Source organism: Dactylosporangium sp. CS-047395 (genome assembly GCF_050942185.1).
Taxonomy (GTDB): Bacteria; Actinomycetota; Actinomycetes; order Mycobacteriales; family Micromonosporaceae; genus Dactylosporangium.
The window spans coordinates 8,226,159-8,246,967 of sequence record NZ_CP192015.1; the positions used below are offsets into that span (position 1 = coordinate 8,226,159).

The 20,809-nt window shown below is 71.8% G+C and carries 19 protein-coding genes; 7 read left to right on the forward strand and 12 right to left on the reverse strand.

Annotation, left to right across the window (positions count from 1 at the left end):
- Positions 1–8: 8 nt before the first annotated feature.
- Together ACQP00_RS38655 and ACQP00_RS38660 are read right to left on the reverse strand one after the other, a co-directional pair.
- Entirely contained in the window at positions 9–995 is a 987-nt protein-coding gene (locus tag ACQP00_RS38655; protein WP_433205930.1) for an ABC transporter permease, read from the reverse strand.
- A gap of 13 nt (positions 996–1,008) precedes the next feature.
- Positions 1,009–2,685: an extracellular solute-binding protein gene (locus ACQP00_RS38660; protein ID WP_433205933.1), complete on the reverse strand. Its 1,677-nt coding sequence runs from the start codon at positions 2,683–2,685 to the stop codon at positions 1,009–1,011.
- 208 nt (positions 2,686–2,893) lie between these two features.
- Between ACQP00_RS38660 and ACQP00_RS38665 the strand changes: the two genes are divergently transcribed.
- Complete coding sequence (locus tag ACQP00_RS38665; RefSeq protein WP_433205935.1) at positions 2,894–5,014, forward strand: beta-glucosidase family protein; 2,121 nt, start codon at positions 2,894–2,896, stop codon at positions 5,012–5,014.
- Here the strand turns inward: ACQP00_RS38665 and ACQP00_RS38670 are convergent.
- Positions 4,992–7,781, reverse strand: a complete 2,790-nt coding sequence (locus ACQP00_RS38670; protein WP_433205938.1) for a BTAD domain-containing putative transcriptional regulator — start codon at positions 7,779–7,781, stop codon at positions 4,992–4,994. The genes ACQP00_RS38665 and ACQP00_RS38670 overlap by 23 nt on opposite strands.
- Before the next feature lie 3 nt (positions 7,782–7,784).
- The gene (locus tag ACQP00_RS38675; RefSeq protein ID WP_433205941.1) at positions 7,785–7,946 is read right to left on the reverse strand and encodes a hypothetical protein; all 162 of its coding nucleotides are present in this window, start codon (positions 7,944–7,946) and stop codon (positions 7,785–7,787) included.
- A gap of 191 nt (positions 7,947–8,137) precedes the next feature.
- Here ACQP00_RS38675 and ACQP00_RS38680 point away from each other — a divergent pair, with 191 nt between their 5' ends.
- The gene (locus ACQP00_RS38680) at positions 8,138–8,755 is read left to right on the forward strand and encodes an AfsR/SARP family transcriptional regulator (protein ID WP_433205944.1); all 618 of its coding nucleotides are present in this window, start codon (positions 8,138–8,140) and stop codon (positions 8,753–8,755) included.
- Here ACQP00_RS38680 and ACQP00_RS38685 read toward each other — a convergent pair.
- On the reverse strand, positions 8,748–9,104 hold the full coding sequence (locus ACQP00_RS38685) for a hypothetical protein (protein WP_433205947.1): 357 nt from the start codon (positions 9,102–9,104) through the stop codon (positions 8,748–8,750). The two genes, ACQP00_RS38680 and ACQP00_RS38685, sit on opposite strands and share 8 nt — an antisense overlap.
- A gap of 121 nt (positions 9,105–9,225) precedes the next feature.
- Between ACQP00_RS38685 and ACQP00_RS38690 the strand changes: the two genes are divergently transcribed.
- Both ACQP00_RS38690 and ACQP00_RS38695 read left to right on the forward strand, forming a co-directional pair.
- Positions 9,226–10,626: a cellulase family glycosylhydrolase gene (locus tag ACQP00_RS38690; protein WP_433205950.1), complete on the forward strand. Its 1,401-nt coding sequence runs from the start codon at positions 9,226–9,228 to the stop codon at positions 10,624–10,626.
- 128 nt (positions 10,627–10,754) lie between these two features.
- A complete protein-coding gene (locus ACQP00_RS38695) occupies positions 10,755–12,257 on the forward strand; it encodes a family 43 glycosylhydrolase (RefSeq protein WP_433205953.1) in 1,503 nt (500 codons plus the stop codon).
- Between the two features lie 70 nt (positions 12,258–12,327).
- Here ACQP00_RS38695 and ACQP00_RS38700 read toward each other — a convergent pair whose 3' ends face one another.
- Together ACQP00_RS38700 and ACQP00_RS38705 are read right to left on the reverse strand one after the other, a co-directional pair.
- Entirely contained in the window at positions 12,328–12,846 is a 519-nt protein-coding gene (locus ACQP00_RS38700) for a TlpA disulfide reductase family protein (protein ID WP_433205956.1), read from the reverse strand.
- A gap of 65 nt (positions 12,847–12,911) precedes the next feature.
- Positions 12,912–13,103, reverse strand: coding sequence for a hypothetical protein (locus ACQP00_RS38705; RefSeq protein ID WP_433046598.1), 192 nt, complete (start codon positions 13,101–13,103; stop codon positions 12,912–12,914).
- Between the two features lie 142 nt (positions 13,104–13,245).
- On the opposite strand from ACQP00_RS38705, the gene ACQP00_RS38710 reads away from it, so the two are divergent.
- A complete protein-coding gene (locus ACQP00_RS38710; RefSeq protein ID WP_433205959.1) occupies positions 13,246–13,956 on the forward strand; it encodes a GntR family transcriptional regulator in 711 nt (236 codons plus the stop codon).
- Here the strand turns inward: ACQP00_RS38710 and ACQP00_RS38715 are convergent.
- Genes ACQP00_RS38715 through ACQP00_RS38725 form a run of 3 tightly spaced genes read right to left on the reverse strand, consistent with a single transcriptional unit; the run spans position 13,905 to position 16,886 of the window.
- The gene (locus ACQP00_RS38715; RefSeq protein WP_433205962.1) at positions 13,905–14,678 is read right to left on the reverse strand and encodes an aspartate/glutamate racemase family protein; all 774 of its coding nucleotides are present in this window, start codon (positions 14,676–14,678) and stop codon (positions 13,905–13,907) included. The genes ACQP00_RS38710 and ACQP00_RS38715 overlap by 52 nt on opposite strands.
- Position 14,679: 1 nt before the next feature.
- Complete coding sequence (locus ACQP00_RS38720) at positions 14,680–16,173, reverse strand: NCS1 family nucleobase:cation symporter-1 (protein ID WP_433205965.1); 1,494 nt, start codon at positions 16,171–16,173, stop codon at positions 14,680–14,682.
- A gap of 53 nt (positions 16,174–16,226) precedes the next feature.
- On the reverse strand, positions 16,227–16,886 hold the full coding sequence (locus tag ACQP00_RS38725; RefSeq protein ID WP_433205968.1) for a TetR/AcrR family transcriptional regulator: 660 nt from the start codon (positions 16,884–16,886) through the stop codon (positions 16,227–16,229).
- A 99-nt stretch (positions 16,887–16,985) separates the two neighbouring features.
- Here ACQP00_RS38725 and ACQP00_RS38730 point away from each other — a divergent pair, with 99 nt between their 5' ends.
- Positions 16,986–17,690 carry a Crp/Fnr family transcriptional regulator gene (locus ACQP00_RS38730; RefSeq protein WP_433205971.1) on the forward strand — a complete coding sequence of 235 codons (705 nt, stop codon included), beginning with the start codon at positions 16,986–16,988 and terminating at the stop codon, positions 17,688–17,690.
- A 163-nt stretch (positions 17,691–17,853) separates the two neighbouring features.
- Here the strand turns inward: ACQP00_RS38730 and ACQP00_RS38735 are convergent, their stop codons facing one another.
- On the reverse strand, positions 17,854–18,531 hold the full coding sequence (locus tag ACQP00_RS38735) for a Crp/Fnr family transcriptional regulator (RefSeq protein ID WP_433224138.1): 678 nt from the start codon (positions 18,529–18,531) through the stop codon (positions 17,854–17,856).
- Positions 18,532–18,707: 176 nt separating this feature from the next.
- Here ACQP00_RS38735 and ACQP00_RS38740 point away from each other — a divergent pair, with 176 nt between their 5' ends.
- Positions 18,708–19,034, forward strand: coding sequence for a putative quinol monooxygenase (locus ACQP00_RS38740; protein WP_433205974.1), 327 nt, complete (start codon positions 18,708–18,710; stop codon positions 19,032–19,034).
- 9 nt (positions 19,035–19,043) lie between these two features.
- Here the strand turns inward: ACQP00_RS38740 and ACQP00_RS38745 are convergent, their stop codons facing one another.
- Positions 19,044–20,774: an Hsp70 family protein gene (locus tag ACQP00_RS38745; RefSeq protein WP_433205977.1), complete on the reverse strand. Its 1,731-nt coding sequence runs from the start codon at positions 20,772–20,774 to the stop codon at positions 19,044–19,046.
- Between the last annotated feature and the right edge of the window lie 35 nt (positions 20,775–20,809).

Here is a 20,809-nt window from a genome sequence, read left to right on the forward strand (position 1 = left end):
GTACGAATTCAGCGGTCATCTCGTCTGTACAACCCGTCCTCGCCGAAGGCGTGCGCAAGTTTGTTCGCGGCCAGCACCAGCAGCAGGGACAGGATGCCCTTGAACAGGCCGGCGGCCGCGCCGTAGCTGAAGTTGTTGTTGACGACGCCGTAGTAGTACGCGAACGTGTCGAGCACCTCGGAGGCGTCCCGGCCGACGGCCTGGCGCTGGATGAGCATCTGCTCGAAGCCCACGGTCAGCGCGTTGCCCAGCCGCAGCACGAGCATGAGCACGATGACGCCGCGCATGCCGGGCACCGTGATGTGCCACATCCGCCGCCACTTGCCGGCCCCGTCGGCCGCCGCCGCCTCGTAGAGCGACTGGTCGATGGCGGCCAGCGCGGCCAGGAACACGATGATCCCCCAGCCGGCCTCCTTCCACACCGCCTGCGCGGTGACCAGGTACTTGAAGGCGTCGGCGTTGGTCATGATGTCCCACGTCGCGTACCCGTGCCGGCGCAGGAGCGTGTTCAGCGCGCCGGCCCCGCCCAGCATCTCCTGGAACACGGTGACGACCAGCACCCAGGAGAAGAAGTGCGGCAGGTAGACGACCGACTGCATGAACGAGCGGACCCGCGCGTTGGCGATCTCGTTGAACAGCAGGGCGAGGGCGATCGGCACCGGGAAGTACAACACCAGCTGCACGGCGCTGATGACCAGCGTGTTCTCGAGGGCGTGCCAGAAGATGGTGTCGGTGAACAGGCGCTCGAAGGTGTCCGTGCCGGTGTACGGGCTGTACCAGAAACCGTTGTAGATGTCGTAGTCCTGGAACGCGGTGATCAGCCCGAACATCGGGGCGTAGGCGAAGACGGCGAGCAGGGCGACCGCCGGCAGCGTCATGACGAGCAGCGAACGGTCGCGGCGCAGGCGCAGGCGCCAGTTCCGCCTGCGGGGCGCGGCGGCGCCGCCGGCCTGCTCGGCCGGCGGCGCCGTTGTCGCGGGACTGGTCGTGGTCACCGTGGGCCCGTGCTCACTTGCCGGTGCCGTACTTCGAGCGGATGTCCTCGTAGAACTTGCGCAGCTCGTCGCCGCCCTGCCGGCGCCAGTTGTCGACCGCCTCGGTCCACGCCGAGATCGGCTTGCGGCCGAGCTTGACGTCGGTGATCGTGTCCTGCATCGGCTTGACGAGCGACGAGAAGCGCGACGGCTCGCTGACGTTCATGCCGTAGAACAACGGCTTCACCACGTGCTTGACCGCGTCGGCCTGCCACGCCGTGTAGTCCTTGACGACCTGGGTGGCGCCGGACTGCACCACGATCGCGGTGGCCGGGCAGGACAGGAACTGGAACGTGGTGGCGATCTCCTTGCTGCCCTGCTCGGTCAGCAGCGGGTTGCCGTCCTTCATGGTGTAGTCGGTGCCGGGCGCGCCGAAGTTCACCGTCAGCCACTCGGCCGAGCCGTACGGCGCGGCCAGGTAGTTGGCGATGTTCAGCAGCTCCTTGATCTGGGCGTCGGACAGCTTCTTGTTGAGGTAGCTGAACATCGACGCGCCGTTGCCCAGCTCGATCTTCGGCTCGCCGCCGTTGGCGCTGAACAGCTTGAAGGCCTGGCGGTTGTAGCTCGGGTTGGCCGCGGAGCCGGACTTGTTGTCGTCGCCGTTCCAGGCGCCGGTGCCGTCCGCGCAGATGAGCACCTTGCCCGACCAGAAGCGCTGCTTGGCGTTCTCGCTGTTGTTGGCGACGGCGTCCGGGTGCATGTACCCGGCCTTCACCATCTTGGCGTGCCAGTTCAGCGCGTCGGCGATGTTCGGCGTCTCGTAGCGGTGCACCAGCTTGCCGGAAGAGTCGGCGGTCCACGGGTAGCTGCCGCTGGGGAACTCGAAGAGCTGGTTGATGTACGCGCCGTCGTTGCCGAACAGGTCGTCGAACGCCCACACGCCGGCCGTGGCGCTGGTCAGCTGCTTGCCGAGCGCTTCCAGGTCGGCCACGCTCTTCACCTCGGGCGAGGCGCCGGCCTTGTCGAAGAGGTCCTTGCGGTAGTAGTACATGCCCGCGACGACCGCGTTGGAGGAGTAGATCGGCAGCCCGTAGAGCTTGCCGTTCCACACCCCGGAGATCCAGGCGTTGGGCGACAGGGCGGCCAGGTTCGGGTACTGCTTGATCTTGTCCCCGGCCAGGTAGGGGGTCAGGTCGGCGAACTTGGTCGCGACCGCGTTGCCGAAGCTCAGGTTGGTGATGTTCCAGACCGGCAGGTTGATCCAGTCGGGCAGCTTGTCCGAGGCGAACAGCGGGGGCAGCAGGTCGCCGTAGGTGTTGCCGTCGGCCGGCTGCAGCTTCAGGGTCGCGCCGATGGCCTTGTTGACGGTGTCGTAGTACGTGTTGCCGCTGGTGGGCGGGATGGCGCCCCACAGCGGGGTCATCGTCGTGTACGAGCCGCCGGAGCCGACCGCGCCGGTCACCGACTTCGGCGGGTTCGCGGGGTAGCTCAGGAAGGCCGGGTCGGTGGTGGCCCCGTTGGCCCCGCCGACGATCGGGATGTCGGGGTTCACCGCGTTGTTGGCGACGTGGTTCGGCAGCGCCTTGCTCAGCTCGTCCTGGCTGGTGGTGCCCTCTTTCTTCTCCTTGGGGCTGCCGCAGGCGTCCAGCAGGGGGGCGGCGGCGATGACGGCGACGGAGGCCAGCAGACCGCGCCGGCTCAGGCTTGCCATGGGTTGGACCACCCTTCGGGGGGATGGGGTTTCGAAAGGGTTGTCGAAGCGCTTCGAGGCACAGACCCTAGGACATCGACGAAGAGCCGACAAGGACATCGAGACTGATCGCGCTTTCGCCGGGCCGCGCCCGTGAAACTTCCGCTCGCGGTTGACACGTGCCGGGCGCTTGACCATCATCGAAACGCTTCGACGTGAGGAGTGCCGCGTGCTCGACGGACTGACCATCGCCGAGAAAATCGCCCTGCTGCACCAGCACCAGCCGGCCGTCCCGAGGCTGGGGCTGGCCGCCTTCCACACCGGCTGCGAGGCCCTGCACGGCGCCGCCTGGCTGGGCCGCGCCACGGTCTTCCCCCAGGCCGTCGGCCTCGGCGCGACCTGGGACCGCGAGCTGCTGCGGGCGGTCGGCGCGGCGGCGGCCACGGAGGTCCGCGCCTACCGCGACGGAGGCGCCTCGCTCAACGTCTGGTCGCCGGTGGTGAACCCGCTGCGCGACCCGCGCTGGGGCCGCAACGAGGAGGGCTACAGCGAGGACCCACTCATGGTCGCCGAGCTGGCCATCGCCTTCTGCACCGGGCTGCGCGGCGACCACCCGGTGGTGTGGCGGACGGCTCCGGTGCTGAAGCACTTCCTGGCGTACAACGTCGAGACCGACCGCGACCGGATCGACATGCGGGTGCCGGAGCGCGTGCTGCACGAGTACGAGCTGCCGGTCTTTTTGGAGCCCTTGCGAGCCGGTGTCGTGGCGGGCGTGATGCCCGGCTACAACCTCGTCAACGGCATCCCCAACCACGTCCACCCGCTGCTGCGCTCGGCGTTGCGCGCGGCCAAACCCGACGTGGTGATCTGCTCGGACGCGCAGGCCCCGTCGAACCTGATCGCCCAGTTCCCCACCCACGCCGAGTCCCACGCCGCCGCCCTCCTGGCCGGGGTGGACAGCTACACCGACAACGGCACCGACTCCGCCCCGACCATCTCGCGGTTCACCGAGGCCCTGGACCGCGGCCTGATCACCGAGGCGGACGTGAACGCGGCGGTATCGCGGCTGCTGGCCCTGCGCGCGCTGACGGGCGAGTTCGACCCGTCGAACGATCCCTATGCGTCGATCGGCCGCGAGGTGATCGCCTGCGACGCCCACAACCGGCTCGCGCTCCGGGCGGCCCGGGAGTCGATCGTGCTGCTGCGCAACGATTCCGGGGCGCTGCCGCTGGCGGGGAGCGTGGCCGTGATCGGCGCCCTGGGCGGGCAGGTCCTGCGCGACTGGTACAGCGGCGACTTCCCGTACGCGATCACGATCGAGGCCGCGTTGCGCGGCCGCCTCGACGAGGTCACGTACACCCCGGGCCTGGACCTGGTGCGTCTGTCCGGACTGGACGGCCTGTTCGCCCACCAGGACTGGGGATCGGGCGCGCACACCTTCCGGTCGGTGGACGACGGCGGCTACCTGACGGTGGAGGAGGACGGCAGCGTGTCGACGGCGGCCCCGGCCCCGGACGGCTGGGTCGTGCGCGAGCAGTGGCGGCTGGACGGCGGCGTCGTGCGGGGCGACCGGCCCGGCCTGGAGTTCCGGCTGGAACGGGTGACGGACGGCGTTGCCGAGGCGGTGACGGCGGCCCGCGCGGCCGAGCGGGCCGTCGTGGTGCTCGGCAACGACCCGCACATCAACGGCCGGGAGACGATCGACCGCGCGGACCTGGCCCTGCCGCCGGAGCAGGACCGCCTGCTGCGCGCCGTGGTGGCCGCGAACCCGAACACGGTCCTGGTGCTCGTGTCGTCGTACCCGTACGCCATCGACTGGGCCGCCGAGCACGTGCCCGCGATCGTGTGGACGGCGCACGGCGGCCAGGAACAGGGCACCGCGATCGCCGACACCCTGCTGGGCCTCAACAATCCCGGCGGCCGCCTGCCGCAGACCTGGTACCGCGGCGACACCGACCTCCCCGCCCCACTGGACTACGACGTGATCGGCGCGGGCTGGACGTACCAGTACCACCGCGGCCCGGTGCTGTTCCCCTTCGGCCACGGCCTGTCGTACACCACGTTCGCGCACGGCCCGCTGACCGTCGACGGCGCCACGGCGACGGTCGAGGTCACCAACACCGGCGAGGTCCCGGGCGACGAGGTGGTCCAGGTGTACTGCACCCCCCACGACTGGCCGGTCGCTGCTCCGATCCGCCGGCTGGTGGCGTTCGACCGCATCACCCTGGCCCCGGGCGAGACGCGCACCGTGACCCTGACGATCCCCTCGTGGGTCCTCTCGTACTGGCACGACGGCGCCTTCGTCGCCCCCGCGGGCCGCTGCACCTTCACGACGAACGGCGCGGACTGACCTCGGCCGACAGCATCGCGAGCTGGTTGCGGACCGTCTCCGCCTCGCGGGCGCCCAGCACCGTGAAGATGCTCAGCGCCTGCCGGTAGTCCTTCCGCGCCCCGTCCCGGTCCCCGGCCGCCCGCCGCGCGTCGGCCAGGTGGGTCAGCACCAGGCCCAGGTAGAAGCGCTCCCCCGAGTCGGCCAGGCGGTCCAGGGCGTGGCCGAAGCACTCGATCGCCTTCGCGTGCGCGCCCAGGTGGTGGTGGGCCACGCCCAGGGTGTCGTAGACGCCGGCCAGCTCGGCCGGTTCGCCCGCCGCCGTGAACAGCTCCAGGGCGCGCCGGCACGTGGCGATCGCCTCGGCGTAGTGGCCGATCATCGTCTGCAGCGACGCCACGCCGCCGAAGGAGCGGGCCTCGCCCAGGGTGTTGCCGTTGCGGCGGTACAGCTCGCACGCCCGCTGGGAGTAGGTCATCGCCTCCTCGTAGCGGCCCGCGCCCTCCAGTAGCTCGCCGAGCGTCCCGGTCGCGTGGGCCAGCCCGTTGCCGTCGCCCAGGGCCTGGTAGAGGGCGACCGCCGCGCGCAGGTGGGCGGTGGCCTCGTCGTGCTGGTGCAGGCGGCCCAGCGTGCGGCCCTGGCTGCGCAGGATGCGGGCCTCCACCGAGCGGTCGCCGGTGCGGCGTACCGCCTCCAGGGCGATGCCCAGCACCGCCAGCTTGTCCTGCCAGCGGCCGGTGCGCTCCAGGTACACCACGCAACTGCAGGCGAGCTGCCAGGCGTGCGACGGGTGGGCGGCCGCGGCGCGCTCGACGGCGGCCAGCAGGACCGGGCGCTCGGCGTCGAACCAGGCCAGGGCCTGCTGGCGGTCCTCGATCGGGTCCGGGGTCACGGCCGGGGCCGGTGGGTCGATCGGGGTCGGGGTCTGGTTCGCGTCGACCAGCAGGGTGGCGGGGTACGCGGTGTGCACCAGGTGGTCCAGCAGCCGGGACAGGGCGGCGTGGCGGTCGGCGGGCGGGTCGGTCGTCTCGGCCAGTTCGACGGCGTACGCGCGGATCAGGTCGTGGGCCCCGTAGCGGCCCGGGCCGGCCTCGGTGAGCAGGGACGCGGCGCACAGCCGGCGCAGGGCCGCGCCGGCCTCGTCGGGCGGGACGGCGGCCAGGCTGGCGGCGGCGTGCACCGTCACCTCGGGGCCGGGGTGGACCGACAGGAGGCGGAAGAGGCGGGCGGCGGGGTCGTCGAGGACGCGGTACGACCAGGAGAAGACGGCCCGCGGGTCGGTGGCCGCGTCGACGCCCGCGAAGCCGTCCAGGGTGCGGCGGGCCCGGCCGAGCTCACCGGCGACCGCGGCCAGGGACGGGGTGGTGGTCACGGCGGCGCGGGCGGCGACCACGCTCAGGGCGAGGGGCAGGCCGCCGCAGCGGGCGATGACGTCGGCGACGGCCGCCGGGTCGGCCGCCACCCGCCAGCGGCCCAGGCGGCGCTCCAGCAGGTCGGCCGCCTCGATGGTGTCGAACAGGTCGAGGAGCAGCGGGCGGGCGCCGGCGGCGGCCAGGCCGGCCAGCGGGTCGCGGCTCGTGACGACGGCCAGGCAGCCGGGGCCGCCGGGGAGCAGGGGGCGGACCTGGGCGGCGTCGCAGGCGTTGTCCAGCACGACGAGGACCCGGCGGGCGGCGACCACGCTGCGGTAGAGGGTCTCCCGCTCGGCCGGGTCGGAGGGGATGTCCCGGGGCCGCACGCCGAGCGCGGTGAGCAGCAGGTTCAGCGCCGCGGCGGGTTCCAGGGGCGCCCGCACGGGGTCGAAGCCGTGCAGGTTGACGTACAACTGGCCGTCCTGGAAACGCTCGGCGACCGCGTGCGCCCAGTGCACGGCGAGAGTGGTCTTGCCGATGCCGCCGGGGCCGCTGATGGTGACGACGGGCACGTCGCGGTCCGGGTCGCCGGTGGGCAGCAGCTCGTCGAGGCGGGCCAGCCACTCGGCGCGGCCCGCGAAGCCGGCGACGCGGGCCGGGAGCTGGCGCGGGACGACCTCGACGAAGCGCGGCGGGTCGGTGGTGACGGCGGCCGGCTGCTCGTTGCGCAGCACGGCGAGGTGCAGGTCGCGCAGCTGGGGTCCGGGGTCCAGGCCGAGCTCGTCGGCGAGGACCTGGCGCACGGACTCGTAGACCGCGGCCGCCTCGGCGCCCCGGCCGACCCCGACCAGGGCGCGCATGAGCTGGCCGCGGAACGTCTCGCGCAGCGGGTACTGCCCGGTCAGCGCCCGCAGCTCGGCGATGATCTCCTCGTGCCGGCCCCGGCCCAGTTCGAGCTCGAAGCGCTGCTCGAGGGCCTGCAGGCGGAGCTCCTCCAGGCCGGTGGCGTCGGCCGCGAGGGCCGGGACCGACTCCAGCCCGGCCAGCGCCGGGCCGCGCCACAGGGCCAGGGCGGCCTCGAGCGCCTCCAGCGCCTGCGCGGGCTCGGCCCCACGGGCGGTGGCGAGCAGCGAGCGGAACCGGGCGGCGTCGAGCTCGCCCGGCTCCAGCCACAGCACGTACCCCTCGGGGCGGCGGCCGATCCGGTCACCGCCGAGGGCCTTGCGCAGATGGTGCACGTACACCCGGACGTTGGCATCCGCCCGCGCGGGCGGCGCCGCCCCCCAGAGCGACTCGATGAGAACCTCGGCCGAGACCGGCCGGCCCGCGTGGGACGCGAGCACGGCCAGCAGGGTCCGGGGCTTGCCGCCGGGCAGTTCGACGGGCACGCCGTCGTCGTCGATGACCTCCAGCGGCCCGAGCAGGCCGATCCGCACCGGTCAGGGCGTCGGGGTCGGCGTGGGCTGGGGTGCCGGGGTCAGGCAGAGGATCTCGCCGGCGTTCGTGTAGCACTTCTCCGGCTTCACATAGGCGTGTGCCGCGGTGGCCACGCCGAACACAATCGCCCCGGACGCCAATAACGCCAGCGCCAACTTTCGCATCTAGTCCCCCCAACAGTCGCGGCCTTCATGGGTCCGGCCTGTCGGATCATACGACCCGGAACGACCGTTTGGGTAAGGGCGGGATTGACGCATCGAGAGCTACCAACGCCGCATTAACGGATTTCCAACGCCCGTCCGCCACGCTGCGGGTGCGGCCGTCAGGGGGAACGGCCCGCGACGGAGGTGGGCCGGTGTTGACGTTCGGCGTACTGGGCCCGGTCCAGGTGCGGGCGGCCGACGGGCGGGTGGCCGTCACCTCGGCCCGCCAGCAGGCGCTGCTCGGGGCGGCGTTGCTGCAGGCCAACGCCGAGGTGACCAGCGCGCGGCTGGCCGCGGCGATCTGGGGCCGCCGGCCGCCGGGCAGCCCCGCCGACCTGGTCCGGACGCAGGTGGCGGCGCTCCGCCGGGCGCTCGGGCCCGGGGCGGCCGGGTGCCTCGTGGCCGGGCCGCACGGCTACCTGGTCCGGGTCGAGCGGGGTGCGCTGGATCTCCACGAGTTCGAGCGGCTGACGGCAGCGGCCGAGCGGGCCGCGGCCGGCGGCGACCACGAGCGCGCGACCCGGCTGCTGGGCGACGCGCTGGCCCAGTGGCGGGGGCCGGCGCTGGCCGGGCTGGACTCGCCGCCGCTGCGCGCGGCCGCGGCCCGGCTGGAGGAGCTGCGGCTGCGGGCGGTCGAACTGCGCTTCGCGTCGGCCTGCCACCTCGGCCACCCGGCCTGGATGGTGCCGGAGCTCACGGCCTTCGTCGCCGAGCATCCGCGCCGCGACGGGACCCGGGCGCTGCTGCGCCACGTCCTGCGGGTCAGCTGATCCCGGCCTGCGCGTCCAGGCGCTGCAGCAGGTCGTGCGCGGCCAGCTCGACGTCCTTGTGCCGCCACTCCGAGGCGCGGTAGACGCAGGCGATCAGCCCGGTGCGGTGGACCCGGCGGAAGTCGCCGTAGACGAAGGCGTACCGGGCCTTGGTCTCCTCGGACGCGCCCTCGGTGAGCCCCAGGTGCCACGCGCCGTAGTCGGCCCACGAGTGCCGCTTCAGGAACGTGTTGCCCGCGTCGGCGTGCGGCTGGACGGCGCCCCAGTCGCTGTCCAGCACGTACTGCCGGGCGTCGATCAGCGCGCGGGCCCGCTCGACCGCCGCGGGGTTCACCGTGTATGAGGCCATGACGTGCGCATACCCAGCGGCTGTATCTTTCACCCCCGCCGCCGGGCCCGCCGCTGGTCCGGCCACACCTCGAAGCGCTTCGATTGATTTTTCGAAACTTCGGGGCGTACTGAAGTACCCCATGAAGAGACGACTCACGATCTTCGCCGCCGCGCTGGTCGCGGTGGCCGCGTCGTTCGTGGTGTACGCCCAGGAGGCGTCCGCCGCCGTCGGTCTCCACGTGAGCGGGCGCAACATCGTGGAGGCGAACGGCCAGCAGTTCATCATGCGCGGGGTCAACCACCCGCACGTCTGGTACACCGGGAACACGCAGGCCTTCGCCGACGTGAAGGCCCTGGGCGCCAACACGGTGCGGGTGGTGCTCGGCTCCGGCAAGCGCTGGGGGCCGTCCAACGACGTCGCCAACGTCATCGCGCTGTGCAAGGCGAACAAGCTCATCTGCGTGCTGGAGGTGCACGACACCACCGGCTACGGCGAGGACGGCGCGGCCGCCACGCTCGACGAGGCCGTGAACTACTGGATCAGCCAGAAGGCCAACCTCGTCGGCCAGGAGAGCTACATCTCCATCAACATCGGCAACGAGCCGATCGGCAACAACAACCCGGCGCAGTGGACGGCCGCCACCGTCGCGGCGATCCAGAAGATGCGCAGCAACGGCTTCCAGCACCTGCTCATGGTCGACGCGCCGAACTGGGGCCAGGACTGGCAGAACGTCATGCGGGACAACGCGCAGACGGTGTACGACGCGGACACGCTCAAGAACACCGTGCTGTCGATCCACATGTACGCCGTCTACGCCAGCGCGCAGACCATCATCGACTACCTCGACCGGTTCCAGAACAACAACTGGCCGCTGGTCATCGGCGAGTTCGGCTGGCAGTTCCAGTCGGGCGAGGTCGACCACGAGACGCTGCTGGCCCAGGCGGACGCCCGCGGCCTCGGCTACATCGGCTGGTCGTGGAGCGGCAACACCGACCCGGTCCTCGACATGGCCACCAACTTCAACCCCAGCCAGCTCACCACCTGGGGCCAGCGCATCTTCAACGGCGCGCACGGCATCAAGGCCACCGCCAAACAGGCCAGTGTGTACGGCGGAACCTCCAGCCCGTCCCCGTCGCGCTCGTCCCTGAGCCCGTCGCCCTCGCGCAGCGCGTCGTCGAGCCCATCGCCGTCGCGCAGCTCCGCGTCGCCCAGCCGCAGTCCGTCCCAGAGCACCGGCGCGAAGTCCTGCAGCGCGGCGTACAGCATCGTCGGCAAGTGGCCGGGCGGCTTCCAGGGCCAGGTCACCGTCACCGCGGGAAGCCAGGCCATCTCCGGCTGGACCGTGCGGTGGACCTACGCCAACGGCCAGACGGTCAGCTCGTTCTGGAGCGCCGGCATCACCAGCAGCGGCGCGAACGTGACCGCGACCAACGTGGCCTACAACGGCACCGTCGGCGCCGGGCAGAGCGCCTCGTTCGGATTCCTCGGCTCGTACGGCAGCACCAACTCGGTGCCCACGCTCACCTGCACGGCGGTATAACACGCACGGCCATGGGGGTCGAAAACATTTCGGCCCCCATAACAATTTGTCACAACATTGACCTGCGTGAGTTGGGCGGGCCACCATCCTCGAAAGGGTTTTCGGATCCGATCCCGAGGACGTGAGAGATGAGAAGAACCGCCGCCGCGTTCCTTGCGGCCGTACTGCTGCCGCTCGTGGCCCTCGAGGCGTCGCCGGCGGCCGCCGCGCCGGTGACGTTCACCAGCACCGTCGTCCTGCAGGCGGGCGGCAACTGCGCCGAGGTGCCCGGCGGCGCGTCGACCGCCGCGCTGCAGCTGCAGAACGCGGCCTGCAACGGTACGACGCGCCAGAACTTCACGTTCACGCCCGTCTCCGGCGTCGCGAACACCTACACCGTCGGCACCCTGACCGCCGGGTCGTGCCTCGACATCTCCGGACAGTCCACTGCGGACAACGGGCTCGTCATCCAGTACCCCTGCAACAACCAGAACAACCAGCGCTTCCGGCTCCAGGCGGTCACCGTCTCCGGCGCCACCAACACCTTCAACCTCGTCGGCGCGCAGTCGGGCAAGTGCGTGACGCCGGCCGGGGACAGCACCGCGGTCAACGCCAAGCTGGTGCAGCTGCCGTGCACGACGGCGACGACGCGGGTCTGGCGGCTGGCCGGCTACAACCCCGGCACCGGCACCGGCGGCCGCACGTTCACCAACCCGCTCGACCCGCAGGGCCCGGACCCGTGGCTGCAGTACTACAACGGCTACTACTACCTCGCCGCGACGACCTGGAACCGCACCATCACCATGCGCAGGTCGGCGACCCTCGGCGGCCTCGCGAGCGCCCCGGAGACCGTCATCTTCAACCTGACGCGGTCCAACGGGGCGGGCACGATGTGGGCGCCGGAGTTCCACCTGCTCGACGGACCCAACGGGCAGCGTTGGTACCTCTACTACGTCGCCGGCGCCGAACCGTACAACCTCGGCACGCAACGCATCCACGTGCTCGAGAGCGCGGGGCTGGACCCGATGGGGCCGTACACGTTCAAGGCCGACCTGCTCGACCCGACCCAGAACAACACGTGGGAGCTGGACCCGACCATCCTGCAGCTCAACGGCCAGCTGTACCTGCTCGGCACCTACTACAACGGCTCGCAGCCGATGTTCATCCGCCCGCTGTCCAACCCGTGGACCGCGAGCGGCACGCGCCGGCTGCTGTCCACGCCGACGTACAGCTGGGAGACGGTCGGCGGCGCGGTCAACGAGGCGCCGGAGGTCATCCAGCACGGCGGGAAGACCTTCATCGTCTTCTCCGCGAGCCACTGCTCCACGCCCGACTACAAGCTCGGCATCCTGACGTACAACGGCGGCGACCCGCTGAGCTCCTCGTCGTGGGTGAAGACCTCGACCCCGATCTTCCAGCGCTCCAACGCCAACGGGGTGTACGGCCCGGGCCACAACGGCTTCTTCAAGTCACCGGACGGGACCGAGGACTGGATCGTGTACCACGCGACGACGTCCTCGTCCGGCAACTGCGACCTGAACCGCAGCACCCGCGCCCAGAAGATCACCTGGAACGCCGACGGCACCCCGAACCTGGGTGTGCCGGCCGCGCTCGGCACCGCCCTGGCCGTCCCGTCGGGCGAGCCCGCCTGACCTGATCCCGCACCCCCAGAAATCCGGTCCCGGCGCCCGACCTTCCCTGTGGCGCCGGGACCGGGCGGGTCTACGGCACCAGCACCGGGACCTGGTAGCCGGACGACTCGACGAGGCCCTCGTCGTCGACGAGCACGAACGCGGGGAAGCCGCGCACGCCGAACGCGGTCGCCACCGGGCCCTCGGGGTCCTCCAGGATCACCGGGGTGCCGGCCAGGGCGGTCAGGACCGTCGGGAGGTCGCCGCCGTCGCGGACCACGACCGCGTAGGCGTCGCCGGGGTGGCGGGCGGCGGTGGCCCGGAAGTCGCCCAGCCGCTCGTGGCAGGCCGGGCAGTCGGGCGAGAAGAAACCGAACAGCGTCGTGCCGCTCAGTGCGGCCCGCGACACCGGCCGGTCGTCCACTGTGGACGCGGTGAAGTCGGCCACCCGCGCGCCCAGGTGGGTGCTCAGCACCGGCGCGGGCTCGGCCAGGCCGCCGAGGCGCTCCTCGTACGAGCGCAGCCGGCGGACGACCCCGAGCACGACGATCAGGTTGAACACGGTGAGCGCGGCGAGCAGCACGACCGCGACGAGCAGCGCGGTGGTCATGGCAGTCCTCCAGAAAGACCGGGGACGGCGCCCGCGCTCCCGCACGGGCGCCGCCGGGTGGGGTGTCAGCAGGTGCCGGTGACCGTGCAGGAGTAGCAGTGGTTGGGCACGCCCGAGCAGCCGTACATGCACCGCTTCTGGTACCGCAGGCCACCCTTGCACTGACAGGTGACCCACTCGTAGGCACATCCGGCGTCGGCCGAGGGGGCGAGCCGCCCCAGGACCCGGTCGGCGATACGGCCGAGGGTTTTCGCCATCGCTGCATCCTCTCGTAGCGGGAGTTGCGGAGCCGCCAGCGTGATCGACACATGCGAGCATGTCAATGGAAGCGCTCCCGGACCGTTCCCGGAAATACGCCGATAACAGGGGGCACCTACGCTCGGGCGCGGGAGGTGTGCGATGCCCGGTCCCCGGCGGCGCTCGGTGCTGGTCGCGCGGCTCGCCGGGCGGGCCGGCCGCTCCCCCGGCGCCATCGTGGATGACCTGCGCGCCTGCATCCTCGACGGGGAGGTCCCGCCGGGCTCGGCGATCCCGGTCGACGGGGTCGCGGCGGCCTTCGGCGTGTCCCGCATCCCGGTGCGCGAGGCCCTGATGACGCTCATCGGCGAGGGCCTGGTCGACCACCGCCCCAACCTGGGTTACCGGGTCGCGAAACTTACCTTGGAGGAATTCGCGGAGATCTATCTGGTACGGGAGGCGCTGGAGACGGCCGCGCTCCGGGTCGCGGTCGCGCAGGCCCGCCGCGAGGACGACGAGCGCGCGCTGGCGGCCCACGCGGCGCTGGAGGCGGCGGTGCGGGCCGGCGACGGACGGGCGTACCACCGGGAGAGCCGCGGCTTCCACCTCGCGCTGATCCGCCCGTGCCGGATGCGCCGGCTGCTGCACATGCTCGGGACCGCCTGGAACATGACCGAGCCGCTGCAGCCGATGACCCACCTGGGCCCGGCCGACCGCGAGCTGCTGCACCACGACCACGCGGCGATGCTGGCCGCGTTCACCGCCCGCGACCCGGAATCGCTCATCGCCGCCTGCGCCGTCCACCATGGACGGTTGCAGTCCTACATCGCCCGGCTCCCCCGCGACACCGGGCTGTTCGCCGAGTCGCCCTGAGCGAACCCGGACAGCGCGCCCGCGTACTCCTTCACGGGCGGCCGGGCGTACTCGCCGTGCACCGACGTCGACAGGCGCAGCGTGATCAGCGAACGCACGAGGAGTACACCCGCGGCAACTCCATCGATGACCGGAACACCCAGGCGCGACGAGACGGTGTCGCACAGGCCCGCCATGCCCGCGCAGCCCAGCACGATCACGTCGGAGCCGTCCTGGTCCAGGGCGAGCCGGGCCACCGCCGTGACCCGGTCGGCCAGGTGCGGGTCGGCGTCCAGGGCGAGCACCGGGATCGCGCACGCGTGCACGCCGCGGCAGGCGCCCGCGGCGACGTAGCGCGCGGCGAGGTCCCAGGCCCGGCCCCGGGTCCGGTCCAGGGTGGTGACGACGCTGAAGCCCCGGCCGAGCAGCGTCGCGGCGTGCATGGCGGCCTCCGCGATCCCGACCACCGGGCCGCGGGCGAGCTCCCGGGCGGCGTCGAGGCCGGGGTCGCCGAAGCAGGCGATCACGAAGCCGTCGACGCCGTCCGCCTCGCCCGCGGCCACCGCCGCGAGCAGCCCGGGCACGCTCAGCGCCTCGTCGTAGTGGCTCTCGATCGAGGCCGGGCCCATCGCCGAGGTGACCGCCTCGACGAGCACGCCCGGACCGGCCACGGCCCGGGCGCTCGCCCCGATCAGCGCGGTCATCGCCGCGGTGGTGTTCGGGTTGACGACGCGGATGCGCATGTCACTTCTTCCGGGCGAGGGCCAGGTAGGTGACCAGGCCCAGGCCCATCCCGATGAACCAGCTGTACTGCGCCGTCGTGTGCATCCCCGGCCCGCCGCTCCACAGCACCGGCACGACCGCGACGATCGCGCCGACGGCCGTGGCGACGAGCGCGGGCGGGTTGTAGCCCTTGCGGTACCAGTACCGGCCGTCGGGGCTCATGGTGAACATCGCGTCGACGTCGACCTGCTGCTTGCGCACCAGGTAGTAGTCGGCGATGAGCACCCCGAACAGCGGCCCGATCGCGGCGCCGAGGATCTCCAGCGTGTAGTGGATGACGTCGGGGTTGTTGTAGAGGTTCCACGGGGTGATGAGCACCGAGCCGACCGCGGCGATCATGCCGCCGGCGCGCCAGCTGATGCGCTGCGGGCTGACGTTGGAGAAGTCGAACGCCGGCGAGATGAAGTTCGCGACGATGTTGATGCCGATGGTGGCGATCGTGAACGTCAGCGCGCCGAGCACGATCGCGAACGTCGAGTCGATCCGGGCGACCGTCTGCACCGGGTCGGTGATGAGCTCGCCGAAGATCGGGATGGTCAGCGACGAGGTGACGACGACGAGGATGGAGAAGGCCAGGAAGTTGACCGGCAGGCCGAGCAGGTTGCCGGTGCGCACCGACCGGAACGACTTGCCGTAGCGGGAGAAGTCGCCGAAGTTGAGCATCGGGCCGGAGAAGTACGACACCACGAGCGCGATCGCGCCGAGCATCACGGGCACGGCGTCGAAGCCGTGGTACCGCACCTCGCCCAGGCTCAGGTCGATGCCGCCCCAGCCGGCCTTGTAGATGAGATAGCCGGCGAGCACCGCCATGACCACGTAGACGGCCGGGCCGCAGAAGTCGATGAACCGGCGAATCGTCTCCATGCCGGTCCAGAACACCGCGGCCTGCAGCACCCACAGCAGCGCGTACGAGCACCAGCCCAGCAGCGGCAGCCCGGCGAAGCCCCACTTGTCGACGTCGGCGTACGGCGCCAGGCCCGGCCACAGCTTCAGCACCACCACGTCGAGGGCGGCCGAGGCGAGGTAGGTCTGGATGCCGTACCACGCCACGGCGATCGAGCCGCGGATGATGGCCGGCACGTTCGCCCCGAGCACGCCGAACGCCACGCGGTTGATGACCGGATACGGCACCCCGGTGGCCTGGCTCGGCTTGGCCACGAGGTTGCAGAAGAAGTACACGATGGAGATGCCGACCACGAGCGCGACCAGCACCTGCCAGCTGGACAGGCCCAGCGCGAAGAGGCTGCCGGCGGTCACGTAGCCGCCGACGCTGTGCACGTCGGACATCCAGAACGCGAAGATGTTGTACGCGCCCCACGTCTGCTTGCGCAGCGGGGCCAGGTCCTCGTTGGTGAGCCGCGGGTCGTACCCGGGCCTGACCTCCCCGCTGCCGACGGGCATGCCGGCGGCCTCGACGAGATCCTGATGCTGCGGAGTTTCCAGCGTGTCGGCCATGGCATCACGCTAGGAACGGCTCGTTTCCGCGACGTGTTCGCAGATATATATCTTTACCGCTTGAGGGCCTCGCGCACGGCCGTCACGACCTGCTCCGGGTCGCGGCCGTCGCGCAGGACGATGACCATCGAGCCGGCGGCGGGCTGCGGGTCGGCCGCGAAGAGCTGGACCACCCGGGCCATCGCGGCGTCCAGCTCGGCCGCCGGGTCGGCCGCCTCCCGGCGCAGCCAGCGGCGCAGGACGTGGTTGTGGGCCGAGACGACGGCGGCCGCCATCAGCTCGGCGCGCAGCGCGTCGGCCGGGGCCGGGCCCATCCAGCCGGCGATGAACTCGCGGAACAGCCGCTGGTAACGCGCCACGCTCGCGATCTCCCGGTCCCGCAGGGCGGCCACCTTGCTGGTGATGGAGTACCGCCGGCGCGCGCGGTCGCCCTCCTCGACGTAGCTGAGCAGGACCAGCCGCACCGCCTCGGTCACCGCGACGATGGCGGTGTCGGCGGTCGAGGTGGCCAGCCGCTCCCGGACCGCGGCGATCAGCCGGTCGTGGTCCGGGAAGATCACGTCCTCCTTGGACCGGTAGTGCCGGAAGAGCGTCGTGCGCCCGACGCCGGCCCGGTCGGCGATGTCGTCGGCGGTGGTCTGCTCGTAGCCGCGCTCGTCGAACAGGTCGAGGGCGGCGTCCACGAGTCGCCGCTTCGCGGGGGTTCCGGTCACCGTGCCATCCTCGCCTACCTCGAAACCGGCTGTTGCCTCGGCCAAGTGGGATCTAGTACCGTCGGAATGGTACTCGGTACCGCCACCCGGGGAGGGACCATGAGCCTGACGCTGCTGGAACGCCGGCCGCTCGACTCCACACTGTTCAGCACCCTCGACCCGGACGCGGCCGACGACCTCGCGGCCGAGTTCGAAACGGTCGACGCGGCCCGCCGCACCGTGCTGTTTCGCGAGGCCGAGGCCGGCGACAGCCTGTACGTGCTGCTCTCGGGCAAGGTCAAGCTGTCCCGCCGCTCCTCCGACGGCCGCGAGGGGCTGCTCGCCCTGGTCGGGCCGGGCGAGCCGTTCGGCGAGGTCGAACTGCTGGACGGCGGCCCACGCACCACGACGGCGACGGTCGTGGCGGACGCGCGGCTGGCACGATTGTCGAAGACGGCGCTGTACCGGTGGATGGCCCGCCACCCCGGCGTGGCCGAGCAGCTGCTGCGCATCGTGGCCCGGCGCATCCGCGGCAACCGCGCGACCGTCCACGACCGGCTCTTCAGCGACGTCCCCGGGCGGGTCGCCGGTCAGCTCATCCAGCTCGCCAACCAGTTCGGCGTGGCCGAGGACGGCGCGACCCGGGTCGTGCACGACCTCACCCAGACCGAACTGGCCCAGTTCGTCGGCGCCTCACGCGAGTCGGTGAACAAGGTGCTCGCCAACTACGCGTCGCGCGGCTGGGTGCGCCTCGAGAACAAATGCATCGTCATCCTCGACGGCGCTCCCCTGGCTCGGCGGGCGCAGCACAAACGTCGGCGGTAGGTGCTGGCCTTTGTCCCAGGGGCAGCGGAAGGTTTTCGCTGTATGGGCGCCTGGGCACTTTGTGATACACCGTTATGTCCTGAAAAGCGGTGGGGGAGCTCCGCTCCACCCACACCCCCTCAAAACCGCACCTGGTCTGACGGGCAGCGGAAAGTCTTGCTTCTCAGACCCGGGCGCGGCGGGCCAGGCGCTCCGGGTCGGCGATGACGACGCTTTTGCCCTCCAGGCGGATCCAGCCGCGGGAGCTGAAGTCGGCCAGGGCCTTGTTGACCGTCTCGCGGGAGGCGCCGACCAGTTGGGCCAGCTCCTCCTGGGTGAGGTCGTGGGTGACCCGCAGGACCCCGCCGTCACGGACCCCGAACGGCCCGGCGAGCTGCAGGAGCTTCTTGGCCACGCGGCCGGGGACGTCGGTGAAGATGAGGTCGGCCAGGGCGTCGTTGGTCCGGCGCAGGCGGCGGGCCAGCACGCGCAGGAGCTGTTCGGCGATCTCCGGGCGGCGGACCAGCCACGTGCGCAGTGAGGTCTTGGTCAGCCGGGCGGCCCGGGAGTCGACGACGGCCGTGGCGGTCGCGGTGCGCGGGCCCGGGTCGAACAGGGCCAGCTCGCCCACCATGTCGCCGGGGCCCATGATGGCCAGCAGGTTCTGCCGGCCGTCGTGGGCGCGCCGGCCGAGCTTGATTTTGCCGGTCAGCACGATGTAGAGGCTGTCGCCGGGTTCGCCCTCGTTGAACAGGACGTCGCCGCGGCGCACGTCGATGTTGTCGAGGCCGCGCGAGAGCTCCTCCGCCGCCTCGGCGTCGATACCCTGCATGATCCCGCTGCGCGCGAGCGCCTCGTCCATCGACCGTCCTCTTCCACCGGCAGTGCTGGTCATTCTGGCACGTTCCCCCATGCCACAGTCGAACCTACAGGCACCCCAATCCGATTCGGGATCGCTTCGCTGTGCCGAATCGGATCGGGACCCCGCCACCGCGCGCCCCCACACGAGATGATGGATCTCGGACAAAGGAGTAGCAGATGATCTTCATTACCGCCAAGTTCCGCGTCCTGCCCGAGCACGCCGAGAACTGGCCGGCCATCGCCGGGGCGTTCACGAGCGCGACCCGCGCGGAGCCCGGCTGCCTGTGGTTCGACTGGTCCCGCAGCGTTGACGACCCGAACGAGTATGTGCTGGTAGAGGCCTTCCGCGACGGCGAGGCGGGCGGCGCCCACGTGAATTCCGAGCACTTCAAGGAGGCGCAGCGAACGCTGCCGCAGTACCTCCAGGAGACCCCGAAGATCGTGAGCCAGACGGTCGACCAGGACGACTGGTCGGAGCTCGGCGAACTGGCCGTCAACCGTTAGGCACTTCGTTCAGTCAACTGGCACGGTGGACTGGTCGATCAGGGCGATCAGGTCGGCCCAGTCCTCCCGCAGCAGCTCCAGGTCGAGCCGGGCCAGCTTGCGCCGCGCCGCCTTCGCCGTCGGATCGAGGCGGTGCCGGCGCAGGATGTCGTCGGCCCGGTCGATCGCGGTGTGCTCGCCGATCAGGTCGTCGATCCCGTCGAGCTCCAGGAAGATGGCCAGCTGGGCGCACAGGTCCCGGCACCGGCACACGTACGCGGGCAGCCACCCCTCCGGCGGCCCGCTCAGGTGCTCGACCAGCAGATCGAGGTCGAACCGCAGCTCGTCGGCCCCGTCGTTGCGCACCCGGAACCCGGGCGTGGCCAGCAGCGGGTCGGTCGCGGCGTGCGCGGCCGCGTACTTGCACAGGGCGTCCGGGTCGGCGAACAGCAGCAGGTTGCCGTCGGCGTCGGCCGGGAAGACGTGCTCCATCACCCCGTAGCCGGCGTGCAGCTGCCCCCGCAGCGTCACCCCGGAGGCCGACGGCAGGCTGACCGAGACGAGCTCCACGATCGTGATCACGACTGGGGCAGGCGGCGCGACCGGCGGAAAAACCGGCTGAGCGGGCTGAAGAACCGGCGGAGGAGGCGCTGCAACCGCCATGACCGGCTGCCACGCCGCGGGCGGCAGCGGAACCTGCGCGGGAACGGGCGAGCCGATCAGCAGCGGGTCGATGCTCCCCGCCGCCACCACGAGCTCCGGCTGGTCGATGATCGTCGGCGGGAAGTTCAGCGCCCGGTGCAGCATGGTCGCCACCAGCGGCATCCGGCTCGCCCCGCCGACCAGCACCACCCCGCCCAGCGGCCGCAGCTGCACCGTGCACCCCGACACCGTCGCCGTGATCGCGTCGAGGGTCCGCTGCACGATCGGCGCGGCCAGCCCCTCCACCTCGGCCCGGGTGAGGATCTGGTCGGTCTCCAGCAGCGGCAGGTACAGCGTCGTCGTGGCCGACCGCGACAGCATCTCCTTGGCCGTGCGCACGTCGTCCCAGAGCTGCCGCCGCGCGGCCCGGTCGGCCACCGTGCCCGGATTGTCCAGCCGCGCCCACTGCTCCGCCGTCCCGCACCGCCCGCGCAGCAGCCCGACGATCGCCGCGTCCACGTCCTGCCCACCGGTGTCGTCCAGCCCACCACTGGCCAGCACTTCAAGAGCCTGCCCCGGCGTGTACCGCACGACGGCCGCATCGAACGTGCCCGCACCAAGGTCGTAGACCAGCAGGTCGACCGGCCCGGACGCGTGCCGGCGCAGGTGGAAGGCGGCCGCGGCGACCGGCTCGGGAATGAGCCGCACCCGGTGCAGCCCGGTCGTGGCCGCCGCCCGCTCGAGCACCGCTCGCCGGCTCGGCCCCCAGGAGGCCGGATGGCACACGCTCAGCCCCGCGATCGGCCCGGCGGCGATGCGCCGGGCCTCGGCCGCGGTCCGCTGCAGCAGCGCCCCGAGCAGGGCCTCGACCGGCACCGCGGCGCCCAGGAACACGGTCCCGTCGTCGATGCGCCGCTTCGGGTTGCCCTCGAAGCGCTCGGGGTGCGCCCGCGAGGAGTGCAGCGCGTCCCGGCCGACGAGCAGCTGCCCGGCGTCGTCGAGGTACACCGCGGAGGGCAGCAATGACGCCCCGTCGAACAGCACCGGCTCGGTGCTCCCGTCGTCCCGGCGCAGGAACGCGACCGTGCTGGACGTCCCCAAATCGACCCCGAGCTCCACGGCGTCCCCCTCGCTGCGACCGTGCCGATCATCGA